Source organism: Luminiphilus sp. nBUS_16 (genome assembly GCF_051201645.1).
Lineage (GTDB): Bacteria > Pseudomonadota > Gammaproteobacteria > Pseudomonadales > Halieaceae > Luminiphilus.
The window spans coordinates 2,989,891-3,003,726 of sequence record NZ_CP179205.1; the positions used below are offsets into that span (position 1 = coordinate 2,989,891).

General features: G+C 53.2%; 12 protein-coding genes. 7 read left to right on the forward strand and 5 right to left on the reverse strand.

Features of this window, described 5'->3' with window-relative positions; translation table 11 throughout:
- Window positions 1–90: 90 nt before the first annotated feature.
- Both dinG and ACMAY6_RS13320 read right to left on the reverse strand, forming a co-directional pair.
- The gene (gene dinG, locus ACMAY6_RS13315) at window positions 91–2,187 is read right to left on the reverse strand and encodes an ATP-dependent DNA helicase DinG (RefSeq protein ID WP_435212574.1); all 2,097 of its coding nucleotides are present in this window, start codon (window positions 2,185–2,187) and stop codon (window positions 91–93) included.
- Complete coding sequence (locus tag ACMAY6_RS13320) at window positions 2,188–3,366, reverse strand: 1-acyl-sn-glycerol-3-phosphate acyltransferase (protein WP_435212576.1); 1,179 nt, start codon at window positions 3,364–3,366, stop codon at window positions 2,188–2,190.
- A gap of 72 nt (window positions 3,367–3,438) precedes the next feature.
- Between ACMAY6_RS13320 and ACMAY6_RS13325 the strand changes: the two genes are divergently transcribed.
- Entirely contained in the window at window positions 3,439–3,663 is a 225-nt protein-coding gene (locus ACMAY6_RS13325; RefSeq protein WP_435212577.1) for a hypothetical protein, read from the forward strand.
- A 128-nt stretch (window positions 3,664–3,791) separates the two neighbouring features.
- The gene (gene rpsT / locus ACMAY6_RS13330; protein WP_435212579.1) at window positions 3,792–4,061 is read left to right on the forward strand and encodes a 30S ribosomal protein S20; all 270 of its coding nucleotides are present in this window, start codon (window positions 3,792–3,794) and stop codon (window positions 4,059–4,061) included.
- A 3-nt stretch (window positions 4,062–4,064) separates the two neighbouring features.
- On the opposite strand, the gene ACMAY6_RS13335 is transcribed toward rpsT, so the two are convergent.
- On the reverse strand, window positions 4,065–4,343 hold the full coding sequence (locus ACMAY6_RS13335) for a polyhydroxyalkanoic acid system family protein (RefSeq protein ID WP_435212581.1): 279 nt from the start codon (window positions 4,341–4,343) through the stop codon (window positions 4,065–4,067).
- Between the two features lie 73 nt (window positions 4,344–4,416).
- Here ACMAY6_RS13335 and ACMAY6_RS13340 point away from each other — a divergent pair, with 73 nt between their 5' ends.
- Genes ACMAY6_RS13340 through ACMAY6_RS13350 form a run of 3 tightly spaced genes read left to right on the forward strand, consistent with a single transcriptional unit; the run spans window position 4,417 to window position 7,779 of the window.
- A complete protein-coding gene (locus ACMAY6_RS13340; RefSeq protein ID WP_435212583.1) occupies window positions 4,417–5,280 on the forward strand; it encodes an Hsp33 family molecular chaperone HslO in 864 nt (287 codons plus the stop codon).
- A gap of 51 nt (window positions 5,281–5,331) precedes the next feature.
- Entirely contained in the window at window positions 5,332–6,897 is a 1,566-nt protein-coding gene (locus ACMAY6_RS13345) for a phosphoenolpyruvate carboxykinase (RefSeq protein WP_435212585.1), read from the forward strand.
- A gap of 12 nt (window positions 6,898–6,909) precedes the next feature.
- Window positions 6,910–7,779 carry a sulfotransferase domain-containing protein gene (locus ACMAY6_RS13350; RefSeq protein WP_435212587.1) on the forward strand — a complete coding sequence of 290 codons (870 nt, stop codon included), beginning with the start codon at window positions 6,910–6,912 and terminating at the stop codon, window positions 7,777–7,779.
- Window positions 7,780–7,868: 89 nt separating this feature from the next.
- On the opposite strand, the gene ACMAY6_RS13355 is transcribed toward ACMAY6_RS13350, so the two are convergent.
- A complete protein-coding gene (locus ACMAY6_RS13355; RefSeq protein ID WP_435212589.1) occupies window positions 7,869–11,006 on the reverse strand; it encodes an efflux RND transporter permease subunit in 3,138 nt (1,045 codons plus the stop codon).
- A gap of 2 nt (window positions 11,007–11,008) precedes the next feature.
- On the reverse strand, window positions 11,009–12,214 hold the full coding sequence (locus tag ACMAY6_RS13360; protein WP_435212591.1) for an efflux RND transporter periplasmic adaptor subunit: 1,206 nt from the start codon (window positions 12,212–12,214) through the stop codon (window positions 11,009–11,011).
- A gap of 219 nt (window positions 12,215–12,433) precedes the next feature.
- Here ACMAY6_RS13360 and ACMAY6_RS13365 point away from each other — a divergent pair, with 219 nt between their 5' ends.
- Window positions 12,434–12,955, forward strand: a complete 522-nt coding sequence (locus ACMAY6_RS13365; protein WP_435212593.1) for a hypothetical protein — start codon at window positions 12,434–12,436, stop codon at window positions 12,953–12,955.
- A 176-nt stretch (window positions 12,956–13,131) separates the two neighbouring features.
- Window positions 13,132–13,815 carry a TetR/AcrR family transcriptional regulator gene (locus ACMAY6_RS13370; RefSeq protein WP_435212595.1) on the forward strand — a complete coding sequence of 228 codons (684 nt, stop codon included), beginning with the start codon at window positions 13,132–13,134 and terminating at the stop codon, window positions 13,813–13,815.
- Window positions 13,816–13,836 lie beyond the last annotated feature (21 nt).

A 13,836-nucleotide genomic window follows, 5' to 3' on the forward strand; every position in this document is an offset into this window, starting at 1 on the left:
TGTCACCCCTCTCCCACCGACGCTCACCTGCGAACATCACCCGATAGCCATTACAGACAGCGGTGGCCCACAGTGGATATCCAAGAACCCTCATCCAGTGGGTGGCAGTTCAAACCGATAACGCGGCAGTGAATCTAAAATGGCCCTACCGTAACGGCGGGTCAATAAACGCCGGTCAAGCAGAGTAATGCGCCCATGATCCTCCTCAGTACGCAGTAAACGACCGCTGGCTTGCACGAGGCGGAGTGCGGCATCTGGCACGCTGATTTCCATAAAAGCATTACGCCCCAGAGCCTCAAGCAACTCAGCATGAGCGGCTTCCCTGGGATTATCTGGAACAGAGAACGGGAGTTTGGCAATGACAACGTGATCGCAATAAGTCCCCGGTAAATCAATACCCTCGGCGAAACTCGCCAGTCCCATTATTAGACTGCGCCGCCCCTCATCGATATTTTCACGGTGCCGTTCCAGCAGCCTTGATTTGCTTAAACTGTCCTGAACTAGGACTTCGTGATCAAGCGTTCCTGATACGCCAGTGACCACCGCCTCCATCTGACGGCGCGAACTGAAGAGCATGAGAACCCCCGCATCGCTGCTAATCAAATCTGGTAGTAACGCAATAATTTCTTCCGTGTGAATGTCGCTGTCGCTTGGGTCACTCGTTAGTTGAGGAATGGCGAAAACACCCTGTTGCGCATCAAAAGGACTTTCGACGCGTTTATACAGAGCGTCATCGGGTAAACCGGTCATAGACCGCAAACGATCAAAACTACCCAAAGCAGACAAGGTCGCCGATGTCATGACAACCCCCGCTGCTCGGGACCACAGGTGCTCATGCAGCAAATCTCGCGCAAGCACTGGACTCGCCATGAACACCACACCATCACCATTACGCGACGCCGCTTTTAACCAGCGAGCCCAGGGCTCATCTAAATCAGGTAACTCTGCATCTTTATAAGAATGCCACAGCTCTAACTGACCTTCTGCTCTCGCCACCATGGCCTGAACAGTGCCTAGCCAAGCATCTACCGTGTCACGCAACTGGACCTCGGCTTCTTCTCGCCGGTTATCTAGTGACACTTCAACTCGTTGTGCCAGATCGAGCTGCCGACGCCAAACGTTAACGAGCCCTACCGCGTGCTCACGAAGTGCATCGGGGACAATTCCCTGAGGAAATCGATATTCATCTGACTGATCAGCGTGCTGTTCGAGAAAAGTTTCTCCCCAAACCGAAACGTCATCGTTTAATTGCATCAGATCGGCCAATACCGATTGCAGCTCGTCTAGGAGGCCAACCTGACCAATGAACTCTGACAGTGGCTCGTGTTGTGCCGTCAGCCACTGAGCGGTTTCTCGTAACGCCTGGCGTGTTGAGGGGCTACGAGATAGCAACGTGAACTGATCCAGACATTTACCAGCCAGTTGATGCCCTTCGTCAAATATAAAAATGCAGTCCTCCGGGGGCGGCAAAATAACGCCGCCACCAAATTTGAGGTCAGCGAGCACAAGATTGTGATTGGCAACCACCACATCGGCCTCCTGAAGGCCTTCTCGCGCTTTAAAAAAAGGACATTGTTGTACGAAGCCACAACGCCGGCCGCTACATTGAACCGCGTCAGTAGTGACTATTCGGCGTATCGAATCCTCGATAGCACCCGGCCAACGATCTAGATCGCCGTCCCAGCTGTTTCCCGCCATGGCTTCAACCATTGACTCCATAACCGGCGTGGCGTCCTCTATCGCCAAATCAGCAACCTCATCGGGATACAGCGGAATCAACGCCGGCACGACGGCGCCAGCGAGGTGGTTATCAATCTTTTGAAGGCAGACGTAACGCCCCCTACCTTTGGCAAGGCTTACCTTAAAGTCGAGACCACTGTGGTTGAGAATATCGGGGAGGTCGCGATAAATCAGTTGCTCTTGCAGAGCCACCGTAGCGGTGGCGATCACCAGTGTTTTATCCCTCGCACTCGCTACGGGTAAAGCAGCAACAGTGTAGGCGATGGTTTTTCCCGTGCCTGTACCCGCCTCAACAACCGCAATAGGTTGGGGCAGATCGGGGTCGCCTAGGGCATTCGCGACTTCGGCGATCATCTGACGCTGCCCCCAGCGGGGCTTTAAATCCCGCTGGTCGATCAGAGTTTGATAGGCGTCACGAATACGAGCCTTAATAGCGTCCGGCAGCAATCAGAGCTCTCCGAGGGCACGGCGCAGTGGGTTGGCGTACATGGCTAACGCCAAAGATCTGTGCGACGCCGGCATGGCATTGATCCGAGCTTCAAATTCATCGCGAGAAATGGTGCCAGAGTAAATGGCCACCTCAGGCACTGTTTGTGTCTGTTCTAGACGCTGCCAGGCCCAAAGTGCTGTTTCAAAGAGTCGATACTTGCATCGAATGTGCGTATCAATAGCATTCACGACGTCGCCCACATCCAATTGCTCTGTGGAGAGCGGTGCACCAAAACTCAAATGAACGCATCCCTTCTGACCTGTAATACCTTGGCCAATCGACAGAACATCTTCCTGTTCTGACTTAACGTACCCCTCCCCTGCAGCGAGCTCAGCGGCCTTGGCTGCATCGCAGGGGTCTAACTCATAGGCGATGGCCACAGGTACGATTTTCAAAATCGGCAGAACATCGGCGATCGTTTCAGTCTGACGGTCTCTAGCCAAGGACAACATTTTAATCACCGCAGGTTCAGTGCTATCGATCCCGTCTTTCGCTCTGCCCTCGCGCTGTGCGATCCAGACGGGGCCCTGATTCTGTGTGACCATGGCGCGTATAAAGCCTGCTAGTTGCCGTGAAGCTGCCAATAACTCTCTGGGGCCAGAAAGCGCCCGCTTGACGATGAAGCTCTTATTAAGGCGCATCAAATCCGCGACCCAGCGCTCCCTCAAAAGATTATCACCGATCGCAATTGCCAAAGTTCGATGACCTGCGTCATGCAAAATGTGGTTCGTGAGCGCAGGATCCATAGTGATATCACGATGATTACTGATAAACAGCCAAGATTCGGTTGGGTCAAGTGACTCTAAACCATCGGAGCTGAGGCGTACGGTTCGGGTCACCATATTGGCCAAGAGCGGCCTTAACTGCATTTGTACCGCGTCGACCGTCGTAAGAGGTCTAAGTCGCCGGCTTAGCCACATTTTCACAAGCGCACGAGCGAGCGTGGGCAGAAATCGGTACACAGGCCCCAACTTCCACTCAGCCAGCGTATTGATCAGGCCGGGCTCACTTCGAAGCCTCAGTAAAACATCCGCTACCTCATTATCGCGATAGGGGCGAATATCCAAATAGGGATCATTAACCTCTTTCATTGTTATTGTGGTGCCCTTTTGTCGATGGCGTACTTCTTTTGGCATTCTACCCTGCCCCAAAGCCGTCGGTTTCTGATAATCTCCGTCGCCGTTGACATAGACTTCCGAGAAATCGAAATGGACGCTTCAAGCGCACTTTTAATGACCTTAGGGGCGGCAGCCCTTTTAATCAGTTGGATTCTGTTACTCATCGTCTCCTGGAAGGATGACTACGCCTGGGGCCTATTTTCGCTGCTTTTACCCCCCGCCGGCTACACTTACGGCTTATTTCGCCTCGATAAAGCAGGACAGAGCGTTCTTTTGGCCGTTTTAGGCTGGGCACTCATCTATTTGGGTTGGTAATGATTGCTGAGGCCCGCCCGATCCAAGGGAAGAAGTGCCCAGCATTACCGCCAAATCCACATTGACAGCCGCCCCCGGTTTGCGGACAATTCGCCGCTCTTTTTCTGACCCTTCCCTGGAGAGTCCCTTTGGCCAATTCACCACAAGCCCGCAAGCGCGCCCGTCAAAACGATAAGCGTCGGGCCCGTAATTCCAGTCTTCGTTCACTGGTTCGCACGAAGATCAAGCACGTGATCGCTGCAATTGGCACGGGAGACTTTGATGCGTCTACCGCTGCTTATGCCGAAGCGGTGCCAGTCATCGATAAAATGGTGACCAAGGGCATTATTGAGAAAAACAAAGCAGCACGACATAAGAGCCGATTAAACGCCAAAGTTAAGGCTTTAGCTGCAGCATGACCTCTAGGGCGCGGCTAGCCGCGCCTCTAAGTGCTCGTGAATGGCTTTTTCAAGCTGCCCCTTAAAGGGCCTCGCTAACAATCCCAAACTGATATAGCCCTTGGCTAATCCTGGCGATATCGACACGGTGCCTTTGTAGCCACGCCCAGAAAAAGTCAGTTGGTCGTCCTCAATGGCCACATCTGCGCCAATATCCTGCAGATAGGCCGACAGGTCGTCCAATGCGGCAGCGCGCTCCTGATCAGACAAGTGGTGCCGTCTGGTAATATCAATTTTGCTCATTTCTTCTCCGGTAATTCGATCTTGCGCTCACCCACCCGTTGGAATCTCCCGTGCCTAGCCCTAACCTACTTGTATGAACCTATACGATTCTAGCCTGAGATTTCTATTTGATGAGGCCGATATCCGTGGCGAGTGCGTTGTGCTCGATAACGCCATTGTGGAGATGACTTCGGTTCATCACTACAGCGACAGCATCAAGCAGCTATTAGGCGAATTTGCTGCAGCAGCAGTCCTCATCAGCAACAACCTTAAATATAACGGCAAGATAATACTGCAAGCGCGGGCCAGTGGTCCTGTAGAACTCGTTATGGTGGAATGTACCAGCGATCTAAAACTTCGCGGCATCGCTAGAGGTCATCTCGATGCTGAAGCAACAACACCACTGAATTTGTTGAGCGAAGGGCAACTCGCCATCACAATTGAGCGTGACGGCGGGCAGCGGTATCAAGGGATTGTTGCTCTGGAATCCCCCACTCTCGCGGGTGCTCTCGAAAGTTACTTCCTGCAAAGCGAGCAACTGCACACACGCTTTTGGCTAACCGCGCAACAAGGACGCGCAGCGGGGATGATGCTTCAACAGCTGCCTGCGCAGCTACAGCAGCACGCTGCTGCACGGCAGAATCAGTGGGAAACAGCGTGCATTCTCGCCGAGACAATCACCCCCGATGAATTGGTTGAACTCCCTCCAGCCACGTTATTACACCGTCTTTTTAATGAGACACCCGTTCGCCTGTTCACGCCAGCCACAGTCACTTTTAGCTGCTCCTGCTCTAGGGAGCGCAGTCTTAATGCACTCGCACTGCTGCCTGAGACCGAGCAAGTCGACCTGCTTGCCGATGAAGGCGCGATTACCCTCCACTGCGATATGTGCGGGACCGATTATCGTTTCGTCCAATCAGACATTCCGGCGCTCGCAGAAAATGGGCGCGTGCATTAAACTGTCCACCCTGCAAATTTGCTCCCAGACAGACAGCCACGGATTTCGAAGATGAGCCAAGACAGCAACGCCAACAATCCCCAGAAACACAGCGACCTTCCCCCTTCAAAGCTTATTGAACTAGCCTTAGCACGTGGCGAAGGCACGCTTTCGGATACCGGCGCGCTGCGCGTGGAAACCGGCGCCAGAACCGGGCGCTCTCCCGCAGACCGATTTGTAGTCAAAGAGGTGTCCTCTCAGGATGCCATTGACTGGGGCTCAGTTAACAAAGCCTTTGAAAGCGACCGATTCGACGCGCTTTGGGCGCGTGTTAAAGCGTTTGCCAGTGAGACGACTACGTTCATTCAACACCTGCATGTTGGAGAGCACAGTGAGCACTATCTGCCTGTTCGCGCCACAACAACAACGGCTTGGCAGTCACTTTTCGCAAGAAACATGTTTATTCGCCCCGACACCTATAACCCGACCAACAAGCCTGAGTGGAAAATTCTCAATGTCCCCGACTTTGTCTGCGACCCTCTGCGGGACGGCACAAATTCTGAAGCCACGGTCATCGTCAATTTCGGTCAGCGTAAAGTGCTTATTGCAGGCATGCGCTACGCAGGAGAAATGAAAAAGGCCATGTTTTCGGTGCAAAACTTCTTGCTGCCGGAAAAAGATGTCATGCCGATGCATTGTTCAGCTAACGTGGGAGAGGATGGCCAAACCACACTATTCTTCGGGCTATCTGGAACCGGTAAAACGACACTTTCTGCCGATCCATCACGCTATTTAATCGGTGATGATGAGCACGGGTGGGCTAAGGGTGCCGTGTTCAACATTGAAGGTGGCTGCTACGCCAAGACCATCAATCTGAGCCAGAAGAACGAACCTATTATCTGGGATGCCATTCGCTTTGGCGCTATCGTGGAAAACGTGGTTTTAAATGAGCAACGTCACGCTGACTACAACGACACCAGTCTTTCAGAGAATGGTCGCTGCTGTTATCCGTTAGAGCATGTGGTGCGCCGCGTGCCGCAAAACAGTGGCGGCGAGCCCAAGTGCGTGATCTTCCTCACCTGTGACGTCTCAGGGGTATTACCTCCGATCTCGATTTTGTCCAAGGAAGCGGCTGCCTTTCACTTCCTGTCGGGCTATACCGCCCGGGTTGGCTCTACTGAGGTCGGTGCAGCTGCTGGCATCCACCCCACGTTTTCCACTTGTTTTGGCGCCCCGTTCATGCCCCGTCCCGCTGGGGATTATGCAGAATTGCTAATGAAGCGCATTGAAGATTTCGGCAGCCAGGTTTACCTGGTCAATACGGGCTGGGCTGGTGGCTCAGGTGGTGCTGAAGGCCGGGGCTCAAGGTTCCCTATCCCCGTCACGCGAGCCGTGGTCAATGCCGCGCAAAGCGGCTGTCTGATAGACGGAGAGACCCAGCACCTCGACACCCTCAACCTTACATTTCCTAGCGTTATTCCCGGGGTAGACGAAAAGTACATCAACCCAAAGGCGGGCTGGGGTGACGATGACGCCTACGAAGCTCAAGCAAAAAAATTAGCGGCCCTCTTCCAGGACAATATCAGTAACTTTGATGTCAGCGACGCCATTATTGCCGCAGGCCCCAAAGCACCCTGAAGCGGTGAGTCTTTGGCAGGTACAGCGGCGCTGCGCGGGAATCTTGTCTTACCAACAGACACTGCGCCGCCCCTTGCCATGACCGAGGGCCATGAAGAGAAAAGCGACGTCAATCCGCTACAGACGCAGTCAGCGCCCAACGTAACAAAACAGCTGACTCGTCTGCGCCTTGAACCCAGCTCCAGAGATTTTTACATTTGTGAATTTCCCAAGTCAGGCGTGACCTTTCTCACCGTTCTCATTGCAAACGCGCTGCTTATTGCCAACGGGTACAGAGCTAGGGCCACCTTTGCCTCAGTCCGCAATTATATTGCTGACCTGTGTGTTGGCGAGCAAGTCACATCCCACACCTTCCAAGACCCGCCGACCAGATTTTATAAAATACACTCGGTATTTTCGCCCCAGTTTATCCATAGCCTTTACCTTGTCAGGCATCCGGTCGATGTCATGGCCAGTAATCTACGCTACGCGATTGGCAGGGGCTGGTGGCAATCCGATAATACTGAGGACTTCTTGGATCATCCCATACTGGGCATAGAAGCGTGGAAGCGGCACGTTCAGGGGTGGCTGGTAGATAATAGCTTTGCATCGGATGTCATTTTTATCCATCTCTTGCGCTACGAAGATCTGGTTGCAAACAGCGAAAAGGAGTTGCGTGCCATAGACGCAAACTTTGGGTGGCAATTGCCCGAAGACGCCATCACTGGGGCGGTGGAAACTGCCTCAAGAGAGAATATGCGCATTCATGAAGCAACTTACCGCCAGCACAACCCCAATCATCAATTTGAATTTGTTTCTCCGTCCGGGTCTGAGGTGGCGCCCGACTTTCGCCAGCGAATTATGACTTGCTGCGACAAAGAACTGCTGCTGCTGGGCTATTGAGTTACCGCCCAACGCCCAGTAAGCAGGGCCGTCGAATCCAGCCTCATAGCTTCACACCACGCTACGTTAATGAAACCGTAGCGCGACGCTCAATGCGCTGTCGTTACGATCGAAGAATCAGTGGCTGTCGAGACTTTGCCTCCCCCCAGCAGTCGCTGTAGAAAGCCCGTTACATCATCTCCAACCAAATACAACGCTGGAACCAAGACAAGGGTCACACCGGTGGCAAATAAAACGCCAAATGCCAAGGATGTGACCATTGGAATCAAAAACTGAGCCTGAACGCTTGTCTCAGACATTATGGGCAGCAGCCCCACGAATGTGGTCAAAGACGTCAAAATAATAGGGCGGAACCTATCCTCTGCGCCTTGCAGCAACGCATCCCAAAGTTCGTAGCCTTGCTCGCGCAAGTGGTTAATACGATCAATTAGCACCAGGTTGTCGTTGACCACGACGCCAGCGCAGGCAATAACACCCATCATGGAGAAGATACTGACTTCCCAGTCGAGCAAGGCGTGGCCAAAAATGGCCCCCATGATGCCAAAAGGAATGGCGGTCAGTACCAAAAAGGGCTGCCAATAGGATTTGAAGGCAATCGCCATAAGGCCAAAGATGACCAGCATGGCCAGCCCCATAAACATCAGCATAGCGCTCTTAAATTCGGTCTCTTCCTGAAGTTCTCCGTCTAAATTCAGCTCCAAGCCCGGGTACTCTTGCTGCCACAAAGGCAGTTTATTGACGACGATACCGTCCACCACCGCACGAGGACTGGCACCATCGGCCCGAACGTCCGCGCCAATCTCTAAGGTGCGCATGCGGTTTAATCGCTCTAACTTCTGATACCCCGGTTCAATGCGATATGTTGCCACTACCCCAAACGGCACCTCCTTGCCGGTAGGTGTGCGAATGTACATTTCATCGAGGTTAGCTAGTGAACGCCGCTCGCTCTCGGGATAACGAACCATGACCTTAACGTCCTCACGACCCCTTGGAATACGTTGCGCCTCTGCACCATAAAACGCCTGCCGAACCTGCTTCGCGACACTCGCCAGCGTCACGCCCAACGCCTCCGCTGCAGGCTTAAGGTCTAGCACCACCTCATCCCGGGGTGAATCAAAGCTATCGCTGACATCGAAAACGCCCGGATAAGCGAGCAAAGCCGCTCGTACTCTGGGCGCCAAATCTTCCAAATCTTGAGTGTCACGCGACGCGAACAGCAGTTTAATCTGCTTGCCCGGATCTTGAATGGTAAAGTCCATTCGAATTTCTTTCGCTTGGGGCACCGGACCTACGAGGTCGCGAAACTCCAGAGCAAGCTGTTCTGTATCGACGCTCTCTGACACCGTACCAATCTCAATATTAATTTTATTGTCATTGGTAGTCGCCGAGACATGGCTGATAGCAGGCGTCACGAAAAATTCGGGGCGCGCATTCCAATCTGACTTTAAAACTTGCGCCGCCGCGACCATGCGATCTCGCAACGCCACGGTATCGGAATAAGGTCCGCCCTCAGGCATTTCAACTGAGGCCACAACATAATCACTATTTACCTTTGGAAAAAACGCTGAGCGCACCCAACCACCACCGTAGAGCGCAATGCTCATGGAGAAGGCGACCAAGAAGACACCCGCCGCCGCGTAGTGGTGACTCAAGGCCCAACGAAGAAACGGTCTGTAGCGATACCTCGCAAACCAAACCATGCCTGATGCACAAGCCTGCCTCCAAGCTGCAAGGCGCTGCATGACGCGTGTTTTAGGTTCTTTTTCAGGGCCTAAATGCGCCAAGTGTGCAGGCAAAATCAGCAGACATTCGACCAGAGAAAATGCGAGAGCAAGTAGCACAACAACGGGAATCGATCGCGCAGCCGTTGACCAATCTCCGGGGAGTAGCAGCATGGGCACAAAGAAAATCATGGTACTGATAACAGCGAACATCACCGGTTTAAAAACGCCCCTGACACCTAGCAGTGCACCGACGTGACCCCGTTCGCCGCGTGCTTGGTGAGTGTGAATGGACTCCCCTACGATAATGGCGTCGTCAACCACAATTCCAAGGACTAGGAGAAAGGCAAACAGGGAAATCATGTTGAGACTTATCCCGGTGAACTGCAGCATGAACAGGGTTCCCAGAAAGGCTACCGCGATTCCACTACCTACCCAGAATGCCAACTTAGGCCTCAAAAACAGTACCAGGACAGCGGCCACTAACAGCAAACCACCGATACCGTTTTCCAGGAGTGTTGTCACCCGCCCGCGAAAAGGCTTAGAAATGTCCCGCCAAATGGTTAGGTTAACCCCCGGCGGCAAGCTGAGCTGCTGCTCAGCCACCCAATCTTTGACGACTTGATTCGTTTTGAGCACATCCGGGTTGGAGGTCACATAGACTCGAAGCCCCAACGCAGGACTCTCGTCGAAAGTGACATTGAGATCTAAATCCACAAAGCCGTCTTCGATAATGGCCACGTCACCCAGAAGCAATTCCGTCCCGTCTGTTTGCGTCAGTAGTGTGATGCGCTCAAAATCCGCTCTGCCGTATGCTTGGCCGCGAGTTTGTACCCGAACATCACCTTCCTGAGTTTTTATCGCGCCCGCGGGAAGGTTGAGGGAGGTCCCCTGAATCGCCGCAACCACCTGATCAAAAGTAAGCCCATACCGCCGCAGCATGGTCTCAGAGATATTGATGGAAACCTCATAGGGTCGCGCCGTTATGAGATCGACCATAGACACCCACGGCTGTCTGGCGAGGTCATCCCTCAAAGATTCACCCAACTCTTTGAGCTCGTATTCGTCCAAGTCCCCCGCAAGCTGTACCACCGTCATCAAATGGCGATAGGTAATTTCGGTGACAATGGGTCGCTCTGCATCAGCGGGGAAGCTATTGATGGCATCAACCCGCGTCTTAATATCAGAGGTCAATCGCTGCATGGGATAATTCTGCGTGGCCTCAACCATCACCGTGCCAAGCCCCTGTACCGCCGTCGAGCGAATTTCCTTGATACCGTTTAAATCGTGAATCGCCTCCTCAATACGGACCGAAATTTGCTCTTCCACCTCCGCAGGACCCGCACCAGGAAATGGCATTGTCACGCTCACCTGGTTGATTTGAGCGGTAGGAAAAAACTGCTTATCGAGGCTAGGGGTCGTCAGGACACCGCCAATGATCAAAAGCAGCATCAGCAGGTTGGCGGCGATAGGGTTTTTGATCATCCAGCTCAAAGGACCGTGCATAACTAGCTATCCCCCAAAGCAACAGCAGTCCCAGAAACCTCAACAGTGAGGCCTGCAACCAACAGTCCTGTCTGAGCGCGAACAACGCGGCTTCCCAGAGTGAGACCTGAGACCCAAGCCCACTGCTCGGTCCGGCGTTGTACTGTCACAGACTGGCGATCAAGCTTGTCGCCTTTGCCAACGACCAAGACGGTGTTGTCCGAGCGCAGCGCTGACGCCGGTAATTGCACCAAGTCAGGCATTGGGGGGGTGGGTATTTCAGCTCGAACAAACATACCTGGCGTTAGTGGGGGACGCCCCGAGGCTGCTGAGTCAAAAGGCTGCAGCACCTCAGCAATAGCATTGACTGTTCTGGACTGCCTATCTACCACCGCCTGAACCCTTCGAATTTGAGCCTGCCACTGCCACTCGCGTCCGCCAAAATCAGTGCTAAGTGTGACCGGAGTAGCCAAAGCCACATTGGCATTCATCGGCAGTTTTAGTGCCGCCAGCTGACTGTCATTTAAGGGTAAGGCGACATCAACGATATCGGTCGCGTAAATTTCGGCGACCGCCGTCCCGGGTGCAATATACTGCCCTAGATCTACGCGTTTAGATTCAATGCGACCACTAAAAGGCGCCCGAATCTCAGTTCTAGACAGCGCTAATTGGGCGGCGGACAAATCTGCCACCGCCGCCTTCAATGCCGCCTCAGCGGCTTTCATCTGCGGCTGCCGCAGGAACAATGCGTTAGCTTCAACGGTCCCTAGCTCGCGCCATTCACGCTTCGCTTGCCGGTTTCTGCCGCGCTCCTCGGCAAGTCGCTGCTCTGCCGCAGCGACTTGCGACTGAGCCCTAGCGATCGCAAACTCGTAGTCTGCTTGCTCAAGCTGCAGTAGCGTGTCGCCAGCATCAAAAAACGCACCTTCTTCAAATTGGCCTGCTACCGTCGCTATTTTGCCAGCGACCTCGGCCACTAAGCTGATCCGCCGTCGCGCCTCAACAGTGCCCTGTGTGTTTACCGCTAGAGAAATTGCCGAAGGCTGAGCGTAGAGCACCGATACCACAGGCCTTAGAGGTTCTGGGGGCACGTTGGCCACCGGCGCTGGCTTTCCGGTCAGAACCAGGCCCGAAACCAGCAGGCCCACGCCTGTGATCAATGCAGCAATCAGAAACTTTTTAATTGTCAGGCGTTGCCGGCCTGGGCTCTGCGTAGAGTTTGTTGTCACTATCATTACCATCGCTAAAAATGTGTACCGACAAACAAAGCGCACATTGCTTTGTTTTTAACACCATTTATACGTACCCATCAGGGATTTACGTCTGTTAAAAATTAACTAATTTTTTAGAAAGTATTTTCTAATTACAAAGGCGATTCTTGCCGGGTTGGGTAAACAAGCACACCGCTTACACCCTTTGAGTTAATGTTTAAAACGGAGAGATTTATCATGGCTGACACTAAAGCTACCCCTAAAGCACGCAAGACACCGGCCAAGAAGTCTGTTGCGAGCAAGAAAATTGCGCCTAAGAAAGCCGCTGCTAAAAAACCAGCTGCCAAGAAGGCACCCGCCAAGGCTGCAACAGCGAAAACACGCGCCAAGCGCCCAGCTGCTGCTAGCAAAGCCGCTTCTCGTGATCTACGCGCCGTGGCTGTTGAAACCAGTCGCAATGCACTGCGCGCTGGTCTGGGCGTTTACGGCATGGCCTACGATCAAATGCTCGAGCAACTGGAAATGTTACAAAGCCAGGTAGACGATGCTCAGGGCAAGCTCAATGAGCGTCGCAAGCAAGCTGAAGCTGTTTACGAAACTCTCGTAAAGCGCGGCACCGCTGTCGAAAAAGATGCTCTTAAAGCCTTCGAAGATCTGGAGCTAGACGCTCTCACCGACCGAACCATGCTCGACGAGCAAATGAGCAAGGCTAAAGCGCGATTTGATGATCTGCGCGCTAAGGTGACCAAAACTGCATAAACCCAGTCCTGCAGAGCTCAGGGAGGCACTGCCTCCCTTTTTTTGGCTTAAAAATCGCCGACTTCCAGCGACTCAGCGATCAAAAACCCGGCGCCAGCACAGGGCCGGAGCGGACTCCGCTGAGCAGCTCAGGTAAGCTGCCTGTCATACTTCTTGGCAAGCCTTAGGAGCCTGCTGTGACTGTGAAGACCCCAGAACACATTCTAGAAACCACGAGGTCTCTGTTTAACGCTCGCGGAGAGGGCTCAGTGACGGCCTCTGACGTCGCACTGGAGTTGGGGATCAGCACGGGTAACCTTTACTACCATTTCAAAGGCAAAGAAGCGCTACATCTTGCGCTCTTCGCCAAAATGCAGCGAGAAATGGTTGTTCTCATGGGGCCTGCCGTTCAGCCTCCGGGATTGTTTACCGGCGATCGGTCGACTACTTCCATAGAAACCAGCTGGCTGTTCCTGACCGTCATTTTAGAAAAAATGCTGAAATATCGCTATTTGTATGAGAATCCCCGTGGTGTCATGGCGCGCTTTACTGACATAGATCGCGGCTTTCGACGGTTACTAAGAATGAAACAGAAAGTTTGCGGAAACATAGCCGAAGAACTTATTCCGATTGCTGGCAGAGACACAGACCCCCAATTAGCGACAGTCACTAATACGATGACACTGTGCATGAACTGCTGGCTTAGTTACGACCCCATACTCAACCCTCAAGATCCCGAAGCTTTGTTAGTTCACCGCGGCGTTCTACAAATCTTGTCTCACTGCGCACCCTACCTCGGGAATGAACAACGCAACTTCTACAATATTTGCGAGCAACTTTACCAACAAATGGTCGACGAGGAGGCCACCCCACTGGACTGATCCGCCGGTATACGTTACAAA